Raw genomic sequence first — 24,935 nt, 5'->3', positions numbered from 1 at the left:
CTCTGCCCATGATCGATGACCGCTACATGCCGGGTTTCGGCAACGACTTCGAGACCGAGGCGATGCCGGGCGCGTTGCCTCAGGGCCAGAACTCGCCCCAGCGGTGCGCCTACGGGCTCTACGCGGAACAGCTGTCCGGCTCGCCGTTCACGGCGCCACGCGGGGCAAACGAGCGGTCCTGGCTCTACCGCATGCGCCCGTCGGTCCGGCACACGGGCCGGTTCCGGCGCGTGGACCTGCCGTTCTGGAAGACCGCCCCGCACATCGTGGACCATGGCCTGCCGCTCGGGCAGTTGCGCTGGGACCCGGTGCCGATCCCGGACGAGCCGCTGACCTTCCTCACCGGGCTGCGCACGCTCACCACGGCGGGCGACGTCTACACCCAGGTCGGCATGGCGGTTCACGTCTACCTCGCCAGCGCCCCGATGGTGGACGACTACATGGTCGACGCCGACGGCGAGCTGATGGTCGTGCCGGAGACGGGGCGGCTGCGGATCGCCACGGAGCTCGGCGTCCTGGAGGTCGGCGGCGGCGACATCGCGGTCATCCCGCGCGGCATGAAGTTCAAGGTGGAGCCGGTCGGCGGGCCATCGCGCGGCTATGTGTGCGAGAACTACGGCGCCAAGTTCACCCTGCCGGACCGTGGACCGATCGGCGCCAACTGCCTCGCCAACCCGCGGGACTTCAAGACCCCCGTCGCGGCCTTCGAGGAGAAGGACGGCACGCCCTGCCGGCTGTATTTCAAGTGGTGCGGCCAGGTGCACGTGACGGAGATCATGCACTCGCCGCTGGACGTGGTCGCCTGGCACGGCAACTACGCCCCCTACCGCTACGACCTGCGCACCTTCTCGCCGGTCGGCGCCATCCTGTTCGACCACCCGGACCCGTCCATCTTCACGGTGCTGACGGCCCCGTCCGGCGAGGCCGGCACGGCCAACGTGGATTTCGTCATCTTCCCGGAGCGCTGGATGGTGGCGGAACACTCCTTCCGCCCGCCGTGGTATCACATGAACATCATGAGCGAGTTCATGGGACTCATCTACGGCCAGTATGACGCCAAAGAGCGCGGCTTCGTGCCCGGCGGCTTCTCGCTGCACAACATGATGCTGCCCCACGGTCCGGACGCATCGGCCTTCGACAAGGCGAGCTTCGCCGACCTGAAGCCGCACAAGCTGACCGACACGCTCGCCTTCATGTTCGAGACCCGCTTCCCGCAGCAGCTGACCACCTACGCGGCGACCCTTCCGGGGCTGCAGGAGGACTATGCCGACTGCTGGTCCGGGCTGGAGAAGAACTTCGATCGCAACAGGCGGGAGTGGAACGGCTGACATGAAGCTTGCGACCCTGAAGGACCGTACCCGCGACGGCATGCTCGTCGTGGTGTCGCGCGATCTCACCCGCTGCGTCTCCGCGCGGCCGTTCGCCCCCACGCTGCAGGCGGCCCTCGACGACTGGGAGCACGTGGCGCCCCGGCTCGCCGATCTGGCGCACGATCTCGAGCTCGGCGCCGTGCCCGCTCAGCGCTTCCACGAGCACGACGCCCTGTCGCCGCTGCCGCGCGCCTACCAATGGGCGGACGGCTCGGCCTACGTGAACCACGTGGCGCTGGTGCGGAAGGCGAGGGGCGCCGACCTGCCCGACAGCTTCCGGACCGACCCGCTCATGTACCAGGGCGGATCGGACTGCTTCCTGGCGCCCCGCGGCCCGATCGTCGCGGTCAGCGAGGATCACGGCATCGACCTGGAGGCGGAGATCGCCGTGGTGACGGGCGACGTGCCGATGGGCGCCTCGCGCGAGGAGGCCGCCGCCGCGATCCGGCTGGTCATGCTGGTCAACGACGTGTCGCTCCGGGCGCTGATGCCGGACGAGCTCGCCAAGGGCTTCGGCTTCTTCCAGTCGAAGCCGTCGTCCGCCTTCTCGCCGGTCGCGGTCACGCCCGACGAGCTCGGCCCCGCGTGGGACGGCGGCAAGGTGCACCTGCCGATGCTGGTCTCCGTCAACGGCCGGCCGTTCGGCAAGGCGAACGCCGGCATCGACATGACGTTCGACTTTCCGGCCCTGATCGCTCACGCGGCACGGACCCGGCCGCTCTCGGCCGGCACCATCATCGGCTCGGGCACCGTTTCCAACCGGGGCGAGGACGGCGGCCCCGGCCGGCCCATCGCGGAGGGCGGAGTCGGCTACTCCTGCCTCGTCGAGCTGCGCACCGTGGAGACGCTTCAGGGCGGCGCGGCTCGCACGCCGTTCCTGGCCTTCGGCGACACGGTGCGGATCGAGATGAAGGACGCCGGCGGCCATTCGATCTTCGGCGCCATCGAGCAGACGGTGGAACGGGCCGGTGGCTGAGCCGACGCTCCACGGCTACTGGCGGTCGTCGGCGGCCTATCGGGTGCGGATCGCCCTCAACCTCAAGGGGCTGACGGTGCGGCACGTTCCGGTCCCGCTGCGCACCGGTGTGCAGGCCGGCGAGGCGCATCGCGCTCTCAATCCCGCCGGCCTGGTGCCGGTCTGGGAAGAGGACGGCTTTCGGCTCAGCCAGTCGCTCGCCATCATCGAATACCTGGACGAGCGCCATCCCGACCCGCCGCTCCTGTCCGGTGACGCGCGCACGCGGGCGGTGATCCGGCAGATCGCGCTCGATATCGCGGCGGACATCCACCCGATCGGCAACCTGCGCGTCCTCGACGCGCTGACCGCCAACTTCGGGGCAGACGCCGAGGCCCGCGCGGCCTGGAACCGCCACTGGATCGCCGTGGGTTTTGCGGCGGTGGAGGTCCGGCTGGCGGAGACGGCCGGGCGCTTCGCCGTGGGCGACAGCCCGACGCTCGCCGATCTCTGCCTTGTTCCGCAGGTCTACAACGCCCGTCGCTTCGGCCTCGACCTCGATCCCTATCCACGCATCGTCGCCGCGGATGCCGCCGCGCGCGCCCTCGCGGCCTTCGCCGCCGCGGCTCCGGAGGCACAGGCGGACGCCGACTGGAGGGTTCTCCGAACAAGTTGAACGTCTCGATTGGAGAATGCCCAGCTTATTGAAACTGGAGCGATGTCTTGTCGACCTGACGTCTCAGTCGGGTCGGAAAGCGCTCAAGGCGCGCGTCGAGCGTCGGGGCGATGCCTGATGGGGCGGACGCCGTCGGTCCGGCGGGATTTTAGCCGTTGCCTTTAACAAATATTCTCTTCTGAATGTTATCGATCGGCATCGCCAATCGTCCGGCTCTCTCGCCATGACCAGCATCAATTCCCGCGCGCTGTCCCTGCCGACCATGTCGGTGCCGTTGACCCGGCGCTACTGGCTTTTGCTTTCAGCCATCTTCGGAGCGCCTTGGGTGGGGCTCTACATGTCTCTGCCGCTCTATCTCGTGCTGCTCGGCACGGCGGCGACGACCGGGACGCGGGCCATGGTGGCCGTGCCGGTCACGACGGCGGCATGTCTGGCCCACTGGACCATCATGGCGCTCGGGATCAGGGTTTTCGGCGAGGATGACCTGATCGTCTTCTGGTTTCTGTCCGGGGCGGCCACCTATGCGCTGCTTCGGCCGCTGATGGTCCACACCACGGCGACGGCGACGGCGACGGCGGTCGCCGCCGACAGGATCGGGCCGGCCAGCCACGCTTGACGATGCCCGTCAAGCAACGCGCCGGCCGGGAAAAAGTCCTACATCGCGCACGCGCCTGATCTCGCGCCCGCCCGTCAAGTCGAACCGGAGACCGCGGATCGTATCGGCTTGGCCGTTGACATGAACGCGATTTAACGTGAACTCAGCCGTCATCCGGCCGATCACGGTGCGGTCTCGGTCCACGGAGGCGGTCTTGTCCCTGCGCGCGCGCCTGATCGGCGCCATCACGCTGGTTCTCGTCGGCGTCCTCCTCGCGGGCGGCGTGCTTCTCCACTGGCACGCCCAGCGCAAGGTCGCCATCGAGACGGCGGCGGCCCTGGACGTCGCGCGCAACACCGTGGAGCGGTGGGTGCTGTCGTCCGATGGCGTCGGCGTCGGCCGGGACGTGCTCCCGGAGGCCGTCGCGCTGTTCGACGGCGACCGGCACGTGCGGCTGGTGCTCTTCGACGAGGCCGGCCGCGAGATCGCCCGTTCGCGCATCCCGCCCCCCGCCAACGAGGTGCCGGACTGGTTCATCGACCTGATCGCGCCGACGGTCGAGACGGTGCGGATCGACGTGCCGGGCGGGGCGGGCGTCCGAACGCTCGCGCTCGAGCCGGATCCGCGCAGCGAGATGGACGAGGTCTGGGGCGACGTGGTCCTCATCCTGTCGGTGGTGGCCACCTTCTTCCTCGCCGCCTTCGGCTTCATCGTGGCCATCATCGGCCGGGCGCTCGCCCCGATCGCCGCCCTCACAGACGCCATGCGGCGGATCGGCGCCGGCGACTACGCCATCCGCATCCCGGAGGCCGGCTCGCCGGAACTCGCCAGCCTGTGCCGGGGCTGCAACGACATGGCGGCGCGGCTCGGCGACATGGCCGACCGGAACCGCCAGCTGACCGATCAGATCGAGCGCCTCCAGGACGAGGAGCGGGCCGAGCTCGCCCGCGACCTCCACGACGAGGTCGGGCCGTTCCTGTTCGCCGTCGACGTGGACGCGGCCGCCATCGAGGCCCTGGTGGCCGAGACCGGCGGCGGCCCGCGCGGGGCGGAGATCGCCGACCGGGCCGAGGCGGTGCGCGCCGCGGCCGGGCACGCGCGCACCCACGTGCGCGGCATCCTCGGCCAATTGCGGCCGGGCCTTCTCGGCAGCCTCGGCCTTGCCGCCGCGATCCGCGACATGGTCGCCGCCCAGGAGGACCGCCATCCGGCGGTCGACTTCGACCTCGACGTCACCGACGCGGCCTTCGGGGTGGAGACCGAGGCCGCCATCCTGGCGGTGGTGCGCGAGGCGGTCACCAACGCGCTGAAGCACGCTGCGCCCGCGCGGATCGAGATCTCCGTGACCGACCTCGGCGGCGAGGTGGCGATCCGGGTCGCGGACGACGGCTGCGGCCTCAAGGACGCGGGCGGTGGATACGGCCTCATCGGCATGCGCGAGCGGGTGGAGAGTCTTGGCGGCGACTTCACCATCGGCGACCGGCCAGGCGGCCGGGGCGTCGCGGTATCGGCCATCATCCCGGTGCGCGCCGTGGACAACAGGCGGGTCGAACCGCCGCTGGGAAGGGCTGCGGAATGAAGATCCTGATCGTCGACGACCATGTCATCGTCCGGGACGGCGTGATCCGCCTCCTCTCGGCCATCGACGGCGCGGTCATGCGGGAGGCGGCGACGGTGCCGGACGCGCTCGCGCTCTTCCGCAGCGACCGGCCGGACGTGGTGGTGCTCGACATCAACCTCAAGGGCGGCAGCGGGCTGGAACTCCTCCGCCGGATCCGGGCGGAGGATCCGAGCGCCCGGGTGGTGATCTTCAGCATGTATTCCGACGTGGTCTACGCCACGTCCGCCCGGCGCGCCGGCGCGCTCGGCTACGTGTCGAAGAGCGCTACGTCCGACCAGCTGCTGGTCGCCGTCCTGCGGGCCTCCCGCGGCGAGGCCTACGTGGACACCGCGATCGCCGGCGAGATCGCCGAGACGGCCTTCTCCCCCGCCGAGCACGTGACCCAGCTCTCCAACCGGGAGCTGGAAATCCTCAGTATGCTGGCCGACGGCAAGAGCCTGTCGGACATCGCCGACACTCTCGGCGTCGCCTACAAGACGGTCGCCAACACCTGCACGCGCATCAAGGAGAAGCTCGGCGTGGAGCGCACCGCCGACCTCATCCGCTTCGCCGTGGAGAACCGCCACATCCGCGTCGTCGGCACCGGCCGGGAAGCGGGGCCGGCCTGAGCGGCCGGCCCGGACCTCACGTCCGCAGCACCCGGTAGATGGCCGGGATCACCAGCACGGTCAGGAGCGTGGACGAGGCGAGCCCGAACAGGAGCGAGATGGCGAGCCCCTGGAAGATCGGGTCGGTCAGGATCACCGCCGCCCCGATCATGGCGGCGAGCGCCGTCAGGAGGATCGGCTTGAACCGGATCGATCCGGCCTCGATCAGCACCTCCGTTAGCGGCCGGTCCGGGGAGGCGGCGTGCTTGACGAAATCCACGAGCAGGATGGAGTTGCGCACGATGATGCCGGCGAGCGCGATGAAGCCAATCATCGACGTGGCCGAGAAGGGCGCCCCGAACAGCCAGTGCCCGCCGAGGATGCCGATGAAGGTGAGCGGGATCGGCGTCAGGATCACCAGCGGCAGCTTGAACGAGCCGAACTGCGCCACCACCAGGATGTAGATGCCCAGCATGGCGACGCCGAACGCGGCGCCCATGTCCCGGAACGTCACCCAGGTGACCTCCCATTCGCCCTCCCAGAGGAGGCTCGGCCGGCTCTCGTCCTCCGGCTGGCCGTGGAGCACGATCTCCGGGCGGGTGAGCCCGGTCCAGTCCTCCGCGTCGAGAGCCTCGTCCACCGCCAGCATGCCGTAGAGCGGCGCCTCGAAAGCGCCGGCGAGCTCGGCGGTCACCATCTCGGCGAAGCGGCCGTTGCGGCGGAAGATCGGGAAGGACGCCGTCTCCGGCTCCACCCGGATCACGTCGCCGAGTTCCACGACGCCCCGGTCGCCCGGCAGCACGTTGGCCGGGATGGGCGTTGAGAGGAGCCGCTCGTCGAGCACCCGGTCGCCTTTCGGCCGCTCCAGGCGGATCGGGATCGGCGCCCGGCCGCCGCCCCGGTGGGAATAGCCGACCGTGGTGCTGCCGTTGAGGAGGGCGAGCGTGTCGAACACGTCCGCCTCCTGCACCTTGTAGAACTCCAGATCGTCGGTGGAGACGGTGGCGCGCAGCCGCCGGGGCGGAGTGCCGAAGGACGTGTCCACGTCGACCACGAAGGGAACCGAGCGGAACGCCGCCTCCACCTTCTCGGCCACCTTGCGGCGGGTCTCCGGGTCCGGGCCGTAGATCTCGGCGAGGAGCGTGGCGAGCACCGGCGGCCCCGGCGGCGGCTCCACCACCTTCAGCGACGTGCCGGCCGGAACCGGCAGCGAGGCGATCCGCTCGCGAAGGTCCAGCGCCACGTCATGGCTCGGCCGTTCCCGGTCGGCCTTCGGGGCGAGGTTCAGCTGCACGTCGCCGAGGTGCGGCTCTGCGCGCAGGTAGGAGTGCCGGACGAGGCCGTTGAAGTTGAACGGCGCGGCGGCGCCCGCGTGGGTCTGGGCGGAGACCACCTCCGGCAGCGCCAGCGCCGTGCCGGCCACCGCCTGGGCGACGGCGTCCGTCGCCTCCACGCTGGCGCCCTCCGGCAGGTCGATGACGACCTGAAGCTCCGACTTGTTGTCGAACGGCAGGAGCTTGACCGTGACGTCCTTCGTGTAGAAGAGCGCCAGCGAGCCGAGCGTCAGCAGGCCGACGGCGAGGAGGAAGATCCAGCTCGTCCCCTTCGACGACAGGATCGGCCGGGCCACCGCCGCGTAGGCGCGACCGAGGCCGCCGCCGGGATGGCCGTGGTCGCCGTGCCCGTGGGTCGGGGCGTTGCCCGCCACCTTCAGCATCAGCCAGGGCGTGACGATCACGGCGACGAAGAAGCTGAAGATCATCGCCGCCGACGCGTTGGCCGGGATCGGGCTCATGTACGGCCCCATCAGGCCGGACACGAACAGCATGGGCAGAAGCGCGGCGACCACGGTCAGCGTCGCCACGATGGTCGGATTGCCGACTTCCGCGACCGCCTCGATGGCGGCGGTGCGCCGGTCGCGGCCGTCCTTCATCGCCCAGTGGCGGGCGATGTTCTCGATCACCACGATGGCGTCGTCCACCAGGATGCCGATGGAGAAGATCAGCGCGAACAGCGACACGCGGTTGAGCGTGTACCCCATCACGTTGGCGGCGAAGAGGGTGAGCAGGATGGTGACCGGGATCACCACCGCCACCACGAACGCCTCCCGCCGGCCGATGGCCAGCCAGACGAGCGCGATGATCGAAAGGGTCGCGAGCCCCAGGTGGAAGAGGAGTTCGTTCGCCTTCTCGTTGGCGGTCTCGCCATAGTCGCGGGTCACCTCCACGGCCATGCCGTCGGGAACGAGCCCGCCTTTCAAAGCCTCCACCCGGTGCAGGATCTCCTCCGCCACGGTCACCGCGTTGGACCCGGCGCGCTTGGCGACGGCCAGGGTGACGGCCGGCTTTCGGACGATCCGGCCGTTCTCCAGCGTCACCGTCGCAACCTGCTGGTCGGCCGTATCTGCCGCGAACGCCACGTCGGCCACGTCCCGCACGTAGACGGGACGGCCGTCGCGGGTGGTCAGAAGGAGGTTGCCGATGTCGGCGGGCGTCTGCAGCGTCTCGCCGGCGACCACCTGAACCGCGTCGCCCTCGTGGCGGACGACGCCGGTCGGGAGCGACCGGTTCGCGCCGCCCACCTTGGCGGCGAGCTGCTGCAGCGTCACGCCGTGGAGCGCCAGGCGCTCCGGATCCGGCGCGACGCGGATCGCCTCGGCGGTCTCGCCCACGATATAGGTGAGCCCGACGTCCTCGACCTTGGCGATCTCGGTGCGCAGCTCCCGCGCAACCCGGGTCAGGTCGGCGGCGGTGACGCCGTCGCCTGCGGCGTCGGTCGGCGTCAGCGTCAGGGTGACGATCGCCACGTCGTCGATCCCGCGGCCGACGATCATCGGCTCCGGAATCCCGACCGGGATGCGGTCGAGGTTGGCGCGGACCCGGTCGTGCACCCGCAGCACCGCCGCATCCGCGGAGGTGCCCACCAGGAACCGCGCCGTCACCATCACGGCGTCGTCGCGGGTCTGCGAATAGACGTGCTCCACCCCGTCGATCGCCTTCACGATCGTCTCCAGGGGCTCGGTCACCAGCTTCACCGCGTCCTCGGCGCGCAGGCCCGCGGCGCGCACGTGGATGTCCACCATGGGCACGGAGATCTGAGGCTCCTCCTCGCGGGGAAGGGTGAAGAGCGCCACGAGGCCGACCGCCAGGGCGGCCACCAGGAACAGCGGTGTCAGCGCGGAGACGATGAAGGCCCGCGTCAGTCCGCCGGCGATGCCGAGTTTCATGGCAGGATCACCTCGTCACCCGGATTGAGCCCGGTCAGGACCTCGACCCCGTCCGCCATGGCGCGGCCGAGCACGACGGTGCGGTCGGCCTCGCCGGCGGCGGTGCGCACGCGGACGAAGTCGAGGCCGGACCGGCTCGCGACGGCCGCCCGCGGCACCACGATCGTCTCGCGCTCGCCGACCGGAACGCGCACCAGCACGCGCGCGTCCACGAAGGCGGTGGGCAGGTCGTCCACCTCCACGTCGGCGATCACGCGTCCGGTCTCGATCTGCGGATAGACCTTGGCGAGCCGCCCCTCGGCGGCCTTGGCGCCCGCCTCGATCTCCAGCGGCGCCCCTTCCTTGAGGAGGGCGGCATGCCGCTCGGGGATGGCGAGCCTCAGAAAGAAGCCGCCGCCGCCGATGGTGGCGATCACCTCGCCGGGCATCACCACGGCGCCGTCCGTCACCGGCACGGTCAGCACCATGCCGTCGGATGGCGCGATCACCGCCCCTTCGGCGCCCTGCTGGACGATCACCTGCTTCTCCGCCTCAGCCGCCGCGATCTGGTTGCGGAGCACGTCCGCCTGGGTGCGCAACTGGTCCAGCCGCTGGGCGGTCGCGACTCCGCGCTCGACCAGCTGCTGGCCGCGGCCGAGTTCGGCGAGCGCGTTGTCGAGCTGGGCGGAAAGGGCCCTCAACCGGGCGTCGAGGGCGTTGATCTGGAACTCGATCTTGTCGTCCCGGACCGTGCCGATCCGCTGGCCGGCGGTCACCGTGTCGCCCTCGGCGACGTCGAGCGACACCAGCGTGCCGCCGATGCGGGCGCGCGCCGGCACCATGTCGCGCGCCTCCACCCGCCCGTAGACCGCCTTCCATTCCGGCACGGTCACGGGCGAGACCACGACGGACCCGGCCGCCGCCGGTCCGGAGGCGAGGAGGGCGGCCGTCACGACGGCTGGGATGAAGGCGAGGCGAGCGCGCATGAAGGGAAGATCCTTTCCGCTCAGAAGGCGCAGCCGGGCTTAATGCCGAGCGCCTTGAACACCCTGGCGGCGGGGCAGAACCCCGTGAAGGCCGACTGGATGAGGTTGAGGCCGATGAACACCGTCAGCCAGACGAAGTGGCCGGAGACGGTGACGGTGAGCAGCACCGACAGGAGAACCATGAAGCCGGCGAAGGCGAGAACGGTCCGGTCGAGGGTCATGATCGAAGTCCTTGAGGCGAGGTTGAAGGAGGCGGTGTTCGGAAAAGGTCAGCGGTCGATCGGCAGGCCGTGCACCTGCCAGGCGGAGATGCCGCCCGCCATGTGGGTGTCGTGCGGCAGCCCCAGAGCGGTAGCGAGGGCGACCGCTTGCGCGGATCGCGCCCCGGAGAGGCAGTAGAAGACGAGCGGCCGGTCGGCCGGCAGCGAATGCGCCACCTCCCGGAAGGCGGACAGCGGCGCATGGATCGCGCCGGGGATCCGCGCCTGCCGCCATTCGCCGGCCTCGCGGACATCCACAAGCTGCACGGCCCCTTCATCCGCCGCGGCCTTGGCCTCGAGCGGCGAGAGGGTCTTCACCGGGGCGCGACGTCCGAAACCGAACATGGGTAGGCTCCCTTCCTCTGATACTACGTATCTTCGTATCTACTAATATAGAGGGTTTGAGTCCAATTCAAGATCCCTTGGCCTTGGAATCCGGGCCACGCACAAGAAAAACCGATGACGAGCATGAGAAAAGGGCCGGCCACCGTTTGGCAGCCGGCCCTCTCGCGGTCCCGGGAACCCGTCCTTCCCCGGCCGTCGGGTCGGCCGCCTCAGGCGGCGTGAGCGGTGACCCAGCGCTCGATCTGGGCGGCGGTCATCACGCCCGCCTGACGGGCGACCTCGCGCCCCTTGTTGAACAGGATCAACGTCGGAATCGATCGGATGCCAAGCGCCGCCGCGGCGCTCTGCTCGCTGTCCGTGTCGAGCTTCAGAAAGCGCGCCGTCGCGGGCAGCCGGCCGGCGGCCTCCGCGAAGGCTGGCGCCATCATACGGCAAGGGCCGCACCACGCGGCCCAGCAGTCCACCACCACGGGCAGGTCGGACCGCTCGACGTGCCGGCGCAGCGTCTCGCCGGTCACGTCGGCCGGACTGCCGGGAAACAGCGGGGCCGCGCATTTCGGGCAGCGGGCGGCGTGGCTTTCCGCCCGCAGACGTTCATCCGGAACCCGGTTCACCGCCCCGCAGGAGGGGCATACCACATGGATCGCCATGACGACCTCAACGGCAGTAGATGTCGTAAAGAACGGAGATGAGCCGGCGGGCGTCCTCGGACGCGAGGCGGTAGTAGATGGTCTGCCCGTCCCGGCGGGTGGCAACGATCCCGAGATCGCGCAGGCGAGCGAGATGCTGCGACAGGGCGGACTGGCCGAGACCGACCGCCTCCGCGAGCGCGCCCACGGACATCTCCTGGTCGACCAGCCGGCAGAGCGCCATCAGCCGCTTGGTCTGGCCGAGGGCCGCGAGCAGGCGGGCGGCCTGCTCGGCCTTGCCCTCCAGGATCTGGTGATCGGGCCCGTCCGGGCTGCAAAGGGTGGACGATGGGTCGCTCACGCTCCGGTCCTTCGTTCTGATCCTAGTTCCGGCCGCCCCCGTCCGGCTCATGCCTCAGAGGTATATACGAATACGCTAAAATGCAAGCCGCGCCCACCGTGCGCGACCCGCATTTGGCTGCGGACACGCTGCGTGGTTCAGGACGTGCGAGCCTGCGGCAGCACGAACGGCATGCCGGCGGCGGGAAGGCGGCACACGGTGCCGTGGACGCCGTAGACGTCGGCCACCACCCCGTCCGACAGGGCGTGGACCGGCGGGCCGGCAGCCACCAGCCGGCCGCCATCGAGCACGAACACCGTGTCGGCGAACTCGGCGACGAGGTTGAGGTCGTGGAGCACCGCCACCACGCCGCCCCCGTCGCGGGCGAACCGCTTGGCCACGTCGAGCACGCCGATCTGGTGCCTGAGATCCAGGCTGGAGGTGGGCTCGTCCAGGAACAGGAAGCGCGGCGTGCCGTCGCGCACCGGCCTCGGCACCTGGGCGAGCGCGCGGGCGAACTGGACGCGCTGCTGCTCGCCGCCCGACAGGTACTGGTAGAGCCGGCCGCCGAACCCGGAAAGGCCCACGCGCGCCAGCGCATCGTTCGCGATGCCGTCGGCGCTTGGCAGGCCGGAGGCGACGGCACCCATGCGGACGATCTCGTGCACCGTGAACGAGAAGGCGAGGGCGGCGCTCTGGGGCAGCACTGCCCGGCGGCGGGCGAGGGCGCGCGGCGTCCAGCGGCCGATCGGCTGGTCGCCGTAGGCTACGGTTCCGGCGCTCGGCGCCAGTTCGCCGGTCAGCATCTTCAGGAGCGTGGACTTGCCGGCGCCGTTCGGCCCGATGATGGCGGACACCCGGCCGGGCTCCAGGCGGAGGCTGACGTCGTCCACGATCGAGCGGCCGGAGCGCGCCAGGGTGAGGCTGTGGGCGGTGATCATCGGTCAGTCTCCGAGCGGTCCGCGGCGGTGGTTGATCAGGATGGCGAGGAAGACCGGCGCGCCGAGGAGCGCGGTCACGATGCCGATGGGCAGTTCCGCCGGCGAAACCGCCAGCCGGGCGGCGACGTCGGCGAGGAGGAGGAGCGCCGCTCCCGCAAGGGCCGACGCCGGCAGCAGGAAGCGGTGGCCGGGGCCGATCGCGAGGCGCAGAAGATGCGGCACCACGATGCCGACGAAGCCGATCGCGCCGGTCACCGCCACGGTCGCGCCGCTCGCGGCCGCCACGCACACGATCACCACCCGCTTCAGGCGCTGGACCGGGATGCCCATGTGCTGCGCCTCCGCCTCCCCGAGCACCAGCGCGTCGAGGCCGCGGGCGACGAACGGCATCGCGAGGAAGACGATGCCGACGAAGGGCAGGATGGCGAGGATCTTCGGCACGGTCGCGCCGCCGAGCGAGCCGAGGCTCCAGAAGGTGAAGTCCCGGAGCGCCGCGTCGTCGGCGCCGAACACTACGAGCCCGGTGATCGCGCCGCTGAGCGCCCCCACCGCGATGCCGGCGAGGATCAGTGTGACGGTGGAGGTCCGCCCGTTCGCGGTCGCCAGCCGGTAGAGGAGGAGCGTGTTGAGGAGCGCGCCGCCAAAGGCCGCGACCGGCAGAAGCTGCGGGCCGAGAAGCGCAACCACGGGGCCGAGCGCCGCGCCGCCGAACACGATCACCAGAACCGCAGCCGTCGCGGCCCCGGAGGAGACGCCGACGAGGCCCGGGTCCGCCAGCGGGTTGCGGAAGAGGCCCTGCATCATGGCGCCGGAGACCGCCAGCGCCGCCCCGACCAGGGCGCCGAGACCGGCGCGCGGCAGGCGGATCGCCTCCAGCACCAGCCGCTCCCGCGCGCCGACCGCCTCGGGACCGCCGGTCAGATAGGCGGCGAGATCTCCGACCCCGACGCCGGTCGGCCCGAACGAGACGGACGCCGCCGCCGCCGCGATCGCCAGCGCCGCCGTCAGGGCCAGCACCAGGACGGCGCGGCCGGTGCGGTCGCCGTCGAAGCGGGGCCGGGCGCGGTCGCGCCCCACGGCAGCCGGCCCGGTCACGGCGTCGCCGCAGCGGCGACCGCGCCCGGGTAGAGGGCGGCGGCGAGGTCGCGGGCGGCCGCCGGGGTGCGCGGCCCGAAGCCGAGCAGGTAGAGCGCGTCCAGCGACACGAGGGCGCGGTCCGCCGCCGCGGGCGTGCCCTGGAAGGCCGGCAGGCCGAACACCTCGTCCGCCGAGATCCGGGCGCCCGGCCGTTCCATCACCAGCACCACGTCCGGGGCCGCCGCCAGCACGGCCTCGTCCACGATCGGCTTGAACCCGTCCACGTCCGCGGCGGCGTTGATGCCGCCTGCGAGCCGGATCATGGCGTCCGCCGACGTGCCGGCGCCGCCGACGGTCGCCCGGCCGTTGGCGAGCGACAGCACGAACAGCACCCGCTTGCGCTCGGTGATCCGCCCCACGTCCGTGGCGAGTGCCCGGAACCGCGCCGTCACGTCGGCGGCGAGCGCGTCGGCCCGGTCTTGGGCGCCGAGCGCCTCGCCGACGCGGCTGATCTTGGCGGCGATGCCCTCCGGGCTGGTCTCGTCCGGCACGTCGGCGATCGGGATCCCGCTCGCCTTCAACACCGCCAGCGCGTCCGGCGGGCCGGAGCCGTCCTGCAGGAGCACGAGATCCGGCTCCGTGGACAGGAGGCCTTCCGCGGAGAGAGCCCGGTAATAGCCCACCTTGGGCAGGCCCGCCGCCTGGGCGGGATAGTAGCTCGTGGTGTCCACCGCCTTCAGCCGGCTCTCCTCGCCGAGCGCGTAGACGATCTCCGTCACCGCCCCGCCGACGGAGACGACCGAGCGCGGGCCACCGGTGTCGGCCAGGGCGGCGACGGCGGCGCCGACGGTCAGGGCGGCGGCTCCGGCGATGGCCGGCCAGTGGCGGCGGAGGATGGCGGAGGGCAGGGGCATGGGGGACCTCGAGGCAATGGGCGTCCGATCCGGGCGTCGGGAACGCCCGGCCGGTTCGGGACGTGCGGAATGATGACAAGCCGCCGGTGACAATTAACTTGACTCTGATACTCAGGTTTAAGTACCAGCGCAAGGGTCAGCCATGGACCGGCGCGCCTGACCTCCGCGCGCCTTCCGATCGCCAGCTCCCGTCCGCCGCCCGTGCGCGGCGCACCCCATCCGGCGCAGAGGAACCCATGACAGCCCCGTCCCCGTCCGTCGTTCGTGCCCGTCTCCTGGTCCGCCTGTCTCTCCTGGCGTCGGCCGCCGTCGTCCTCCTGCCGGCGGTCGCGATCGCCCAGACGCCGACCCCGGCCCAACCGGTCGCGACGGCGGACGGGGAAGGCGCGGGCGACGCGCCGGTGGCGCTCGACCCCGTCACCCTCCAGGGCGCCGCCCCGGCCGCGCCGGGCGCCCTGCCGTCCACCACCACCGACAGGCGCGAAACGCTCGACCGCGCCCAGGTCCGCAGCCTCACGGACCTTGCCCGGCGCGAATCCGGCATCAGCTTCAACCGGCGCACCAACAGCGTGAACATCCGCGGCCTGGAAGGCCCGCGCGTGCTCACCACCATCGACGGTATCCGCATTCCCTACCTGCAGGACGGCGCCCGGCAGGCGAACGGCGGCACGGACAGCTTCGACTTCGACAGCCTCTCCACGCTCGACCTGATGCGCGGCGCCGACAGCAGCACCTTCGGCTCCGGCGCTCTCGGCGGCGTGGTGGCGGTCCGCACCCTCGACCCGGAGGATCTCCTGCCCGGCGACAAGACCCTCGGCGTCCTGACCAAGACCGGCTTCGACACCGTGGACCGCAGCTGGTTCTCCAACGCCGCGGTGGCGACCCGGGTGGCGGACACCTTCCTGCTCGTCCAGGGCGGCTATCGGCGCGGCCACGAGACCGACAACCAGGGCACGGTCGGCGGCGTCGGCCCCACCCGGTCCGAGCCGAACCCGCAGGACTACGACCAGGTCAGCGGGCTCGCCAAGCTCCGCCAGCATTTCGACGGCGGCCATGTGGTCGGCCTTACTGGCGAGATCTTCGACCGCGACCAGGATTTCGACGGCCGCACCACCCAGACGCTCGCCGGCAACTTCCGCCCTGGCGGCTATCGCAACGGCGAGGCGGTGGAGCGCCAGCGCGTGTCGCTCGACTACGCGTTCGACGCCCCGGAGGACGCGCTCCTCGACGCCGCCCGCGCGGTCGTCTACTGGCAGCGCCTCGTCCGCACCGCCACGGTGGACGCTTACCGGTCCACCTCCGTCATCGGCCCGTTCACCCGCGAGAACGACGTGGAGGATACGGGCTTCGGCTTCAACGGCGACGCCACCGCCCGGTTCGAGACGGGCGCCGTCCGGCACGCGGTGACCGCCGGGCTCGATCTCTTCGCCGGCGAAACGACCCAGTATTCCGCCGGCCGGGATTCCTGCCCGGCGACCGGTCCCTATACGGGTCGCTTCTTCGCCTGCAACAATCTCCACACCAACCAGGCCGACATGCCGACCGTGGACAGCCGGTCCGTGGGCGTGTTCGTCCAGGACGAGATCGGCTTCCTCGACGGCCATGCCCGGCTGACGCCGGGCCTTCGCTTCGACTGGTATTCGGAGGATCCCAAGCTGACACGGGACTATGCCGACAGCGCCGCCTTCACGGGCGCGCTGCCGCCCTCGTCCAGCGACTGGGCGCTCTCGCCGAAGCTCCTCGCCGAATATGACGTCACCGACGCGCTCACCGTCTATGCCCAGTACGCGGCCGGTTTCCGCGCGCCGACCGTGAACGAGCTCTATCTCCGCTTCGGCGCGGTGGGCACCTACCTGCGGACCGGCAACCCGGACCTCGAGCCGGAGACGAGCGACGGCTTCGAGGTCGGCGCCCGCTTCGACGGGGAGCGCGTCGACGGGCGGATCGCCGTGTTCGACACCCGCTATGAGAACTTCATCGATACCGTGCAGATCGCCCCGCCGGGCGGGCTCTACCCGCAGGCCGGCATCACCGGCTACGAGAACATCGCCAACGCCCGGATCTACGGCATCGAGGCGAGCGCGTCGGTGGACATCGCCGAGCGCTGGCACGCCTTCGCGTCGCTCGCCTTCCAGCGCGGCACGAACGAGGACACGGGCGCCTATCTGGACAGCATCCCGCCGCTCCAGGCCGTCCTCGGCCTCGGCTACGCCACCGAGACGTGGGGCGTCGACGTCTCCACCAAACTCGCCGCCGCGCGCGACGACGTGAACACCGGCTTCAAGGCACCCGGCTACGGGGTGGTCGACCTCACCGGCTGGTGGGAGCCGGAGCAGGTCAAGGGCTTGAAGATCGCCGCCGGCGTCTACAACCTCTTCGACCAGACCTACTACGACGCCCTGAACGTGCCCGACCCCAATGCCGCAGGCCGCCTGGCCCAGCCGGTGGAGTACTATTCCGAACCCGGCCGCTCGTTCAAACTCACCGCCACCTATGCGTTCTGACCGGAACAGCCGCTTGTAGCCGGACGAGAGACGGTTCGCAGATCCGTCCCCTCGGGGACAGGATGAAATGCTCACCCTCGATGCAAAACCGAAAGGCCCGATCCATGTACATTGCGATGAACCGCTTCCGGGTGATCCGTGGCGAGGAAGAAACCTTCGAGACGATGTGGAAGACGCGCGAGCGGCACCTGAACACCGTGCCGGGCTATGTCGAGTTCCACCTCCTGCGCGGCCCGGCGCACGACGACCACACGCTCTATGCGTCCCACACCATCTGGGAGAGCCACGAGGCCTTCGTGGCCTGGACCAGGTCGGAGCAGTTCCGGCAGGCGCACGCCCGCGCCGGCGGCACCAAGCCGCTCTATCTCGGCGGACCGCAGTTCGAAGGCTTCGAGGCCGTCATCATCGAAGGCAAGGACGGCTCGCGCGTCGGCGACGCCGCCTGAGGCGTCGTCCCGCCTGACACCGCGAACGCAAAACGGCCGCCGGACAGGGATGTCCGACGGCCGCTCGCTTGGCAGATCAGGCCGAGCCCGAAGGGTTACGGCTGTGCCGGGCGCTCCTCGGGGGTCTCCGGCGGCACCGGGCCGGGCTCCGGAGAGGCGCTCGGCGTCGGCCGGTCGGCCGGGGTCGGCGCGTCCGGGGTGTCCGGACGGTCGGTGGGCGGCGGCGGGGTCACGGCGCCAGTGTTCGGGGTCGTCCCGGTCGCCGAGCCGCCGGCGGCCGTGCCGGACGGCGCGGGGCCGGTGGCCGGAGCGCCCGCGTTCATGTCGGCCTCCGGAGCGGGCGCGCCCGCCGTGGTCGCGTCGGTCTCCGGCGCGGCGCCGTCGGCGCTGCCGGTTTTCGTGACGCCCGACGGGGTTTTCTCGAACGCCGCCCTCAGGTCGGCCGCCGCGAGCTCCTGGGCGTCCTTGGCGTCCGCCACCACGTCAGCCATGCCGAAGAACTCGTGGGTCACGCCCAGGTAGGTGCGCCCGTTCACCGGCACGCCGGCCTCCTGGAGCTTGTTCGCCAGCTGCTGCCCTTCGGTCTGCAGCGGGTCGATCTCGGCGGTGATCAGGGTGGTCGGCGGCAGGCCCGACATGTCCGCCTCGCCGACGAGGTTGATCCGCGGGTCCTGCTTGTCGCTCTCGTTGGCGACGACCTGCTTCACGAACCACTCCATCATCGGCTTGTTCAGCGGCTTGGCGTCGGCGTTCTCCATGTAGGACTTGGTGTTCGTGTCGACGCCCGCCACCGGGTAGACCAGCACCTGGTGCACCGGCATCTGCAGGTTCAGTTCGCGCGCCGCCATCGAGACGTTGATGGCCAGGTTGCCGCCGGCGCTCTCGCCCATCACGGCGATCTTGGCCGGGTCGCCGCCCCAGCTCTCGGCCTTCTCCAGCACCCACCGGTAGGCCGCCACCGCGTCGTCGTGGGCGGCCGGGAACTTGTGCTCCGGCGCCTGCCGGTAGTGGGCCGACACCACGATGGCGTTGGCCGCCTCGGCCATGGCCCGGGGCGTCGCGTCATAGGTGTCGAGATCGGCGATCACCCAGCCGCCGCCGTGGAAGTAGAGCACCACGGGAAGCGGTCCGCTCGCGCCTTCCGGCTTGTAGATGCGGGCGGGGATCTCGGTCTCGGCGCCCGGGAAGCTCACGTCCTCGGTGGTGACCCCGCCCTCGGGCGCGGCGGCCTGGCCGCCCTCTGCCTGCGCCTGATCCTGCCCCTGGTTCCGGCCCTCGAGCACCTTCTTCACCGCGTCGGCCGGCGACGGCTGCCGGCGGGCCTCCTCCGGGGAGAGCTCGGCGATTGGCTTGGGGTCGAGCGAGGCGAGCGCATCGAGCACGGCCTTCATGTCGTCGTCCGCGCGCGCCATCGGGTCGGCCGCGATGGCGGCGCTCTCGGCGGCGGTGGTGCCGCCCGACCCGGACCCGCCCGTCCCGGACCCGCCCGACGCGGAACCGCGCGGCCGGGCGTTCGGCACGCCGGTGACCGGCTCGTTGCCGGGCGTCATCTGCTCGATGGTGCCGGCGTCGTTCTCGGTTTCGGTCGGGTTGACCGTGGTGGCGCCCGGCACGGTGGTCTGGGCGATGGCGATGCTCGAAACGCCGACGGAGAGGGCGATCGCGAACGCCGGGAAGGACAGGGATTTCATGATGGCCTCCAGGCTCATGCGCGCCTTTGGCAAGGCGCGCTCGCCTGAAGAACGGGTGGCCCGGGATAGGCGTTCCGACCCGCCGACCCGGGCGTCTCACACGTTTCGGTGTGCGGACTTTTGATGATTCCAGGCGCTCCGGTCCGGAACTTTCCGGGTGTGTATGCCAGGATACGCGGGGGAGGATGCACGATCGAGTGGTCAGTCCGCCCGGCACTCCACATGCCACCAGCGCGGCCGGCCCGCCTTGTGGCTGTGCCGCGTCGGCATTAAAGTCAGCGCCTTCGGGGTGTCGAACACGCCGACCATGAGGGCGACCACGGGCGCGTCGTCCACCGCCCCGAGAGTGCTGCCGCAGGCCGGGCAGAAGGCGCGGCTCGAAGCGTCCGAGGAGCGCCACAGGGCCGGCGCTCCGCCGGCCCCGGTCCAGCGCACCCTGTCCTTGGCGAACTCCACCCACGCCGTCGTGAGCGCTCCCGAGTGGCGCTGGCACATGCGGCACGAGCAGGTGTGCGGCTTGTCCGCCGGGCCGATCGCCTCGAAGCGGATCGCCCCGCACAGGCAACCCCCGACGTACACCGGTTTCGATTTCGACGCCCTGGTCCTTTGCTGGTCCGTCATGCCGCACGCTCCACCGCTCGAAAGCCTCGGCGCCACCTTGAGCATGCGCCGGACGCTTCTCAACAGGAAGCATGGCCGCATCCCTCCTTTGGCGGCTGGACGGGACCGTTCCCATTGCGCACAGTCGGGCGGGGGCGAAAGGGAGGAAGCAGTTCATGACCACCCGTGACGTCGTGCTCGTCAGTCCCGTCCGCACGCCGATCGGCGGCTTCAACGGCGCCTTCGCCGGCGTGCCGGCCACCGACCTCGGCGCCGCCGCGATCCGCGCCACCCTCGAACGCTCCGGTCTCGACCCGTCGCGCCTCTCCGGCGTGGTGATGGGCAACGTGGTCCAGGCCGGCAACCGCATGAACCCGTCGCGCCAGGCGGCGATCGGCGGCGGCGTGCCGGTCTCCGTGCCGGCGGTCAGCGTCAACCGGGTCTGCGGCTCGGGCGCCGAGGCCATCGCCGCCGCCGCCCGCGAGGTCTGGCTCGGGTTCGCCGATGCCATGTTGGCCGGCGGCATGGAGAACATGGACCGCGCCCCCTACCTTCTTCCCAGCGGCCGCTTCGGCCTCCGGCTCGGCCCCGGCGAGGTGCTGGACGCCATGCTCCTCGACGGCCTCCACGACGCCTTCTCCGGCCGACATTCCGGCTGGCACGCGGAGGACCTGATCCGCCGGATGGACATCAGCCGCGAGGCGCAGGACCGTTGGGCCGCCCGCTCGCAGCAACGCTTCGCCGCGGCCCGGTCGGCGGGCGCCTTCGCCGACGAGATCGTCCCGGTCACCGTGAAGGGCCGCAAGGGCGACGTCACCGTGTCCGACGACGAAGCGCCCCGGCCGGACACCACGGCGGAGACGCTCTCCCGGCTGAAGCCCGCCTTCCGGGACGACGGCACCATCACGGCCGGCAACGCCCCCGGCCTCAACGCGGGCGCCTCGGCCATGATCGTCGCCGACCGGGCTTTCGCCGAGCGGGAGGGGCTTCGGCCGCTCGGCCGCCTGGTCGCCACCGGACTCGCCGCCGTGGAGCCGGACATGTTCGGCCTCGGCCCGGTGCCGGCGGTCCACCAGGCGCTCGAGCGCGCCGGCTGGACGCTGGCCGACGTGGACCGGGTGGAGATCAACGAGGCCTACGCGGCCATCGCCATCGCGGTGCTCCGGGCCGTCGGCTTCCCGGAGGAGATCGTCAACGTGGAGGGCGGCGCGGTCGCCCACGGCCACCCGATCGGCGCCACGGGCGCGGTGCTCACCACCCGGCTTCTCCAGTCCATGCGGCGCGACGGGCTGAAGCGCGGCATCGTCACCCTCTGCATCGGCGGCGGCCAGGGCATCGCGCTCGCGGTCGAGACCCTCTGACGCGGCGGCCTGCGGCGGCCCGGCCCACCGGCCGGGCTACCCACCGCCGCTCCGGGCCCTTACATTCCCCGGAAGCATCAGAACCCGAGGAAGCCCCGATGACGTCCGTCCGCGTCGACACCCTCCGCCTCGCCCCCGACGCCCGCGAGGCGCGCGACCGGGTGGTGCCGGACGAGACGCCGATCGCCCTGGTGCACGACGGCTCCACCCACGCGGTCATGATGGCGACCCCCGCCGACCTGGAGGATTTCGCCGTCGGCTTCTCCCTCAGCGAAGGCGTGATCGCCGACCCGTCCGACATCCGCGACCTCGACATCGTGGAGCATGACGAGGGGTTCGAGCTCCGCATGTGGCTGGCGCCCAACATGGGGCGGGTGGTCGTCGAACGCCGCCGGCTGATCGCCGGCCCCACCGGCTGCGGCCTCTGCGGGGTGGAAAGCCTGCAGGCGGCCTGCGCGCCGGCGCGTCTGGTGCAGGCGGGCGGCAGCGTCCGGCGCGAGGACGTCGTCTCCGCCATGGACGCCATGTCCGACCGCCAGTCGCTCGGCCACGCCACCCGCGCCACCCACGCCGCCGGCTTCTGGCGGCGGGGCGAGGGCCTGATCGCCGTCCGGGAGGACGTCGGCCGCCACAATGCCCTCGACAAGCTGATCGGCTTCACCGCCCGCGAAAAGATCCCGACCGCCGACGGCATCGTGGTGATCACCAGCCGCGTTTCCATCGAAATGGTGCAGAAGACCGCCGTCCTCGGCGCCCCCGTGCTCGCCGCCATCTCGGCCCCGACCGCGCTCGCCGTCCGCACCGCCGAAGCCGCCGGCATCACCCTGGCGGCCATCGTCCGCGGCGACACCTTCGAGGTCTTCACCCACCCCCACCGCATCCCCGCGCCCGAGCCCGCCACGGCCACTGCGTGAGGGCGGGTCAGTGTCCCGGATAGCGGTCCCAGACCGATTCCGCGTCGAGACGGCCCTCGATCATGGTGGCGAAGTCGGCCGAAAGGGCCGCGATCACGTCCGCGAGTTCCACCCGCTCGGTCCACCGGGTCGGGAACGCCGCCGAGCCGTGAAGCGTGCCGAGGAGATTGCCGGCGATGGCGCCGGTGGAGTCCGAGTCGCCATCGTGGTTCACGGCCGCGATCAGCGCCTCCTCTGGAGTGTCGGCCGCCAGAGCACACAGAACCGAAATGGCAAGCGCCTCCTCGGCCACCCAGCCGCGACCGACTTCGGGCAGGCGCTGTCGCCAGTCAGGCTGACCGGCGATGTCGAGAGCTTTCCGAACCGACTCCACCACCTCGCCCGCCCCATCTTCTCCTCGCAGACGGACGAGAGCAGCCTGAACGGCATCGGGCAACGAGCACCCCTTGGCCAGGCTGTTGATCATCAGGGCCAGCGCGCCCGACGAGAAAGCGGCCGAGGGATGTCCGTGGGTTGTCCGCGCGGTCTGGACCGCGAACCGGAATGCTTGCTCCACGTCCGGCAGAAACCCGAACGGGGCGTCCCGCATGACGGTGCCACAGCCTTTGCTGTCGTTCTTGGCTGATTCGCTCAGAGAGCGATTGGTCTTCAGCGCAGACAGACACGTGTTTCCTGGCGCGCGCCGCGACCACAGCCGTCGCTCCTTAATCAACCACCCGTCGAGGTCGAGTAACTCTGGATTATCGTCATACCCGTTCTGCTGCGTTGCGTACCAACGCTGGTAGGCGTGATGGACGACTGCCGGTGGATGACAGATCCCCTTTAGGGAAAAGCGCACCTCGGCTCGGATAAGGCCCTCCACGGTGAACAGCGTCATCTGCGTGTCGTCAGTGATCGCGCCGAACACGCCATAAGCAGTGTCGAAATCCGTGATCCCTCGATCTCCGTAGACGCGCCGGATCTCCGGAATGTGGAGGAATTCCACAGGTGCGCCGAGCGCATCACCGCAAGCGCCGCCGATCAGGCAGCCGAAGATCCGGTCGTGGAGAGTAAGAGGCGTAAGGGTCACGAGTGGTCCTACCGACGGTGGCGAGGCAGAACTCCAGTCAACCACACCGGAAATGCGTCAGCAAACCGATTGCTGCCCGTGCGATCTCACCCCGCGAACCGGCGCATGAACCGACGGTCGATGCGGTCCTTCCACCACCAGACCCAGCGGCCGCCCACGGCGATCCGGTCGCCGCGGCCGCCGATGGCGTGGCCGTCTCCGGTGGTCATCAGGACGAGCCAGTCGGTCTGGGCGCGGTACGGCCGCAGCGGCTCGCCCGCGAGGGCCCGGCGGAGGTTGTCGGCCAGCACCGGGCCCTGGCGGACGGCGAACACGCCGGCCTTTTCGGTCGGCTCGTTGGCGACGGTCGCGCAGTCGCCGACGGCGAAGACGGCCGGGTCGGTCAGGGTCTGGAGGGTGAACCGGGTGAGGAGCGTGCCGTCCCGGGCCGTCGGCAGGCCCAGGCGCTCCAGGAATGACGGCGCCCGCGCCTTGGTGGAGATCACCACCGCGTCCGCCGGAATCCGCTCGCCCGCGTCCGTGGTGACGCCCTCGGCCGAGACGGCGGCGATCCGCCGGTCCTCCAGTACGGCGATTCCCCGCGCCTTCAAGGCCCCGTGGATCCGGCGCCGGACCCCGTCGTTGAGCCCCTTCAGGATCGTCCCGGACGTGACGATCGCCACCTGGAGACCGCCAGGCTCCAGCCCCGCCGCGGCGAGGTCCGCCCGCAAGCGCTCGCGCAAGCTGAACGCGAGTTCCACGCCCGCCGGTCCGCCGCCGACGACGAGCACCCGCCGGCCGCCGTCCGGGCTCGCCACGGCCGCCCTCAGGTCGGCGAGCTTCTCCAGGAAGCGCCCGATCGGCTTCACCGCGATCCCGTGCGCCTCCGCACCGTCGATCGCCGACAGGTCGGGCGTGATGCCGACGTCGAAGGACGCGATGTCGTATTCGATCGGCGCCGAGCCCTCCACCACAAGCCGCCGGCCCGCCCGGTCGAGGCCCGTGGCGGCGCCGCGCACGAACCGCGCGCCGGTGCGGGCGGCAAGGCCCTCCAGATCGATGTGGATGTCGTCGCGGCGATAGAGCCCCGCCACGTGGCCGGGCAGCATGCCGGAATAGGGCGTGTCCCGGTCGCGGCTGACGAGCGTAAGCCGGGCGTCGGCCCATGGCCGCCCGGCGCGCGCGGCGGCCGCGAAGGCGGTCATCACCTGGACGTGGGTGTGACCGCCGCCGACGAGGATGACGTCGCGGGCCGCCGGCCCGGCGGTCACTTGGCCGCCTGGGCGAGGCCGTTGATGATCGGCGCGTAGGGCGAAAGGTCGTAGCCGCCCTTGGCGGCGTCGGCGATCACCTCGCCGATGGGCGCGCCGAGCGAGACGGCCGCCGCCGAATAGAGCACCGACGAGCGGGTGCCGCTCCGGCAGAAGGCCAGCACCGGGCCGGCGGCCGGGTCGTTCAGGATGTCCGCGAGCGCCTTCACCTGGTCGGGCGAGGCGTCCGCGCCCGTGAAGGGCAGGTGCACGTAGGCGAGGCCGGCGGCCTTCGCCGCCTCGGCCACATCCGCGCTCGACGGCTGGTCCATGGCCTCGCCGTCCGGCCGGTTGTTCACGATGGTGCGATAGCCGGCCTCGGCCGCCGCCGCCACGTGGGACAGCTCGATCTGCGGCGACACGGCGACCCGGTCGTTGAGCGGCCGGAAGGGGAGGGTCATGGCAGGTCCTCGGGTGATGACGGATCAACTGGCCGGACCATAGACCAGCCCGCCGACCGTCGCCAAGCGGGCGCCGCGAAGCCGCGCCCGAAGGCCGGACCGTCCGCGAGATGGACCATCCGAAGCGGGTCCAGCCCGGGGCGGCCGGAGCCCGCCGGT

24 protein-coding genes are annotated in these 24,935 nt (G+C 71.3%); 10 read left to right on the top strand and 14 right to left on the bottom strand.

What is annotated here, in order from left to right; all coding sequences use genetic code 11:
* Positions 1-8 precede the first annotated feature (8 nt).
* From hmgA to HND91_RS14240, 6 genes are all read left to right on the top strand, one after another.
* Positions 9-1,328 (top strand): homogentisate 1,2-dioxygenase, encoded by a 1,320-nt coding sequence (gene hmgA, locus HND91_RS14265; protein WP_181707260.1) that lies wholly within the window; start codon positions 9-11, stop codon positions 1,326-1,328.
* Position 1,329: 1 nt separating this feature from the next.
* Positions 1,330-2,346: a fumarylacetoacetate hydrolase family protein gene (locus HND91_RS14260; protein ID WP_181707259.1), complete on the top strand. Its 1,017-nt coding sequence runs from the start codon at positions 1,330-1,332 to the stop codon at positions 2,344-2,346.
* Positions 2,339-3,001, top strand: coding sequence for a maleylacetoacetate isomerase (gene maiA / locus HND91_RS14255; RefSeq protein WP_181707258.1), 663 nt, complete (start codon positions 2,339-2,341; stop codon positions 2,999-3,001). Before HND91_RS14260 ends, maiA begins: the two co-directional genes overlap by 8 nt.
* A 223-nt stretch (positions 3,002-3,224) precedes the next feature.
* Complete coding sequence (locus HND91_RS14250; protein WP_181707257.1) at positions 3,225-3,617, top strand: hypothetical protein; 393 nt, start codon at positions 3,225-3,227, stop codon at positions 3,615-3,617.
* 193 nt (positions 3,618-3,810) lie between these two features.
* Positions 3,811-5,175, top strand: coding sequence for an ATP-binding protein (locus tag HND91_RS14245; protein ID WP_181707256.1), 1,365 nt, complete (start codon positions 3,811-3,813; stop codon positions 5,173-5,175).
* The gene (locus tag HND91_RS14240; protein WP_181707255.1) at positions 5,172-5,825 is read left to right on the top strand and encodes a response regulator; all 654 of its coding nucleotides are present in this window, start codon (positions 5,172-5,174) and stop codon (positions 5,823-5,825) included. Before HND91_RS14245 ends, HND91_RS14240 begins: the two co-directional genes overlap by 4 nt.
* Before the next feature lie 16 nt (positions 5,826-5,841).
* Here HND91_RS14240 and HND91_RS14235 read toward each other — a convergent pair whose 3' ends face one another.
* The 9 genes from HND91_RS14235 to HND91_RS14195 all read right to left on the bottom strand — a co-directional run bounded on the left by HND91_RS14235 (position 5,842) and on the right by HND91_RS14195 (position 14,501).
* Positions 5,842-9,030: an efflux RND transporter permease subunit gene (locus HND91_RS14235; RefSeq protein WP_181707254.1), complete on the bottom strand. Its 3,189-nt coding sequence runs from the start codon at positions 9,028-9,030 to the stop codon at positions 5,842-5,844.
* Positions 9,027-9,995, bottom strand: coding sequence for an efflux RND transporter periplasmic adaptor subunit (locus tag HND91_RS14230; RefSeq protein WP_181707253.1), 969 nt, complete (start codon positions 9,993-9,995; stop codon positions 9,027-9,029). The genes HND91_RS14235 and HND91_RS14230 overlap by 4 nt, the downstream gene beginning before the upstream one ends.
* Before the next feature lie 20 nt (positions 9,996-10,015).
* On the bottom strand, positions 10,016-10,216 hold the full coding sequence (locus tag HND91_RS14225) for a YgaP family membrane protein (protein ID WP_181707252.1): 201 nt from the start codon (positions 10,214-10,216) through the stop codon (positions 10,016-10,018).
* 48 nt (positions 10,217-10,264) lie between these two features.
* The gene (locus HND91_RS14220; protein WP_181707251.1) at positions 10,265-10,600 is read right to left on the bottom strand and encodes a rhodanese-like domain-containing protein; all 336 of its coding nucleotides are present in this window, start codon (positions 10,598-10,600) and stop codon (positions 10,265-10,267) included.
* A gap of 209 nt (positions 10,601-10,809) precedes the next feature.
* Positions 10,810-11,250 carry a thioredoxin TrxC gene (trxC, locus tag HND91_RS14215; RefSeq protein ID WP_181707250.1) on the bottom strand — a complete coding sequence of 147 codons (441 nt, stop codon included), beginning with the start codon at positions 11,248-11,250 and terminating at the stop codon, positions 10,810-10,812.
* A gap of 7 nt (positions 11,251-11,257) precedes the next feature.
* A complete protein-coding gene (locus HND91_RS14210; RefSeq protein ID WP_343057344.1) occupies positions 11,258-11,590 on the bottom strand; it encodes an ArsR/SmtB family transcription factor in 333 nt (110 codons plus the stop codon).
* A gap of 137 nt (positions 11,591-11,727) precedes the next feature.
* Entirely contained in the window at positions 11,728-12,510 is a 783-nt protein-coding gene (locus HND91_RS14205) for a heme ABC transporter ATP-binding protein (RefSeq protein ID WP_181707248.1), read from the bottom strand.
* Positions 12,511-12,513: 3 nt separating this feature from the next.
* Positions 12,514-13,605, bottom strand: coding sequence for a FecCD family ABC transporter permease (locus tag HND91_RS14200; protein ID WP_343057343.1), 1,092 nt, complete (start codon positions 13,603-13,605; stop codon positions 12,514-12,516).
* A complete protein-coding gene (locus tag HND91_RS14195) occupies positions 13,602-14,501 on the bottom strand; it encodes a heme/hemin ABC transporter substrate-binding protein (protein ID WP_181707247.1) in 900 nt (299 codons plus the stop codon). Before HND91_RS14195 ends, HND91_RS14200 begins: the two co-directional genes overlap by 4 nt.
* 236 nt (positions 14,502-14,737) lie before the next feature.
* On the opposite strand from HND91_RS14195, the gene HND91_RS14190 reads away from it, so the two are divergent.
* Positions 14,738-17,005 carry a TonB-dependent hemoglobin/transferrin/lactoferrin family receptor gene (locus HND91_RS14190; protein ID WP_181707246.1) on the top strand — a complete coding sequence of 756 codons (2,268 nt, stop codon included), beginning with the start codon at positions 14,738-14,740 and terminating at the stop codon, positions 17,003-17,005.
* Between the two features lie 104 nt (positions 17,006-17,109).
* On the top strand, positions 17,110-17,451 hold the full coding sequence (hmuQ, locus tag HND91_RS14185; RefSeq protein ID WP_181707245.1) for a heme-degrading protein HmuQ: 342 nt from the start codon (positions 17,110-17,112) through the stop codon (positions 17,449-17,451).
* A gap of 95 nt (positions 17,452-17,546) precedes the next feature.
* Here the strand turns inward: hmuQ and HND91_RS14180 are convergent, their stop codons facing one another.
* Both HND91_RS14180 and HND91_RS14175 read right to left on the bottom strand, forming a co-directional pair.
* Positions 17,547-19,142, bottom strand: a complete 1,596-nt coding sequence (locus HND91_RS14180) for an alpha/beta hydrolase (RefSeq protein ID WP_246329486.1) — start codon at positions 19,140-19,142, stop codon at positions 17,547-17,549.
* Between the two features lie 201 nt (positions 19,143-19,343).
* Positions 19,344-19,763, bottom strand: a complete 420-nt coding sequence (locus tag HND91_RS14175; protein ID WP_181707244.1) for a GFA family protein — start codon at positions 19,761-19,763, stop codon at positions 19,344-19,346.
* Between the two features lie 155 nt (positions 19,764-19,918).
* Between HND91_RS14175 and HND91_RS14170 the strand changes: the two genes are divergently transcribed.
* Positions 19,919-21,103 carry a thiolase family protein gene (locus tag HND91_RS14170; protein WP_181707243.1) on the top strand — a complete coding sequence of 395 codons (1,185 nt, stop codon included), beginning with the start codon at positions 19,919-19,921 and terminating at the stop codon, positions 21,101-21,103.
* Between the two features lie 98 nt (positions 21,104-21,201).
* A complete protein-coding gene (gene fdhD, locus HND91_RS14165) occupies positions 21,202-22,017 on the top strand; it encodes a formate dehydrogenase accessory sulfurtransferase FdhD (RefSeq protein ID WP_181707242.1) in 816 nt (271 codons plus the stop codon).
* Between the two features lie 7 nt (positions 22,018-22,024).
* Here the strand turns inward: fdhD and HND91_RS14160 are convergent, their stop codons facing one another.
* The 3 genes from HND91_RS14160 to HND91_RS14150 all read right to left on the bottom strand — a co-directional run bounded on the left by HND91_RS14160 (position 22,025) and on the right by HND91_RS14150 (position 24,776).
* A complete protein-coding gene (locus HND91_RS14160; protein ID WP_181707241.1) occupies positions 22,025-23,086 on the bottom strand; it encodes an ADP-ribosylglycohydrolase family protein in 1,062 nt (353 codons plus the stop codon).
* Positions 23,087-23,172: 86 nt separating this feature from the next.
* Complete coding sequence (locus tag HND91_RS14155) at positions 23,173-24,336, bottom strand: FAD-dependent oxidoreductase (protein WP_181707240.1); 1,164 nt, start codon at positions 24,334-24,336, stop codon at positions 23,173-23,175.
* Positions 24,333-24,776 (bottom strand): protein tyrosine phosphatase family protein, encoded by a 444-nt coding sequence (locus HND91_RS14150; protein ID WP_181707239.1) that lies wholly within the window; start codon positions 24,774-24,776, stop codon positions 24,333-24,335. The genes HND91_RS14155 and HND91_RS14150 overlap by 4 nt, the downstream gene beginning before the upstream one ends.
* Positions 24,777-24,935 lie beyond the last annotated feature (159 nt).

This window comes from Chthonobacter rhizosphaerae (assembly GCF_013839525.1).
GTDB lineage: Bacteria > Pseudomonadota > Alphaproteobacteria > Rhizobiales > Pleomorphomonadaceae > Chthonobacter > Chthonobacter rhizosphaerae.
Note: the sequence above shows the minus strand (reverse complement) of the source record. Positions and strands in the feature narration are given on the sequence as shown.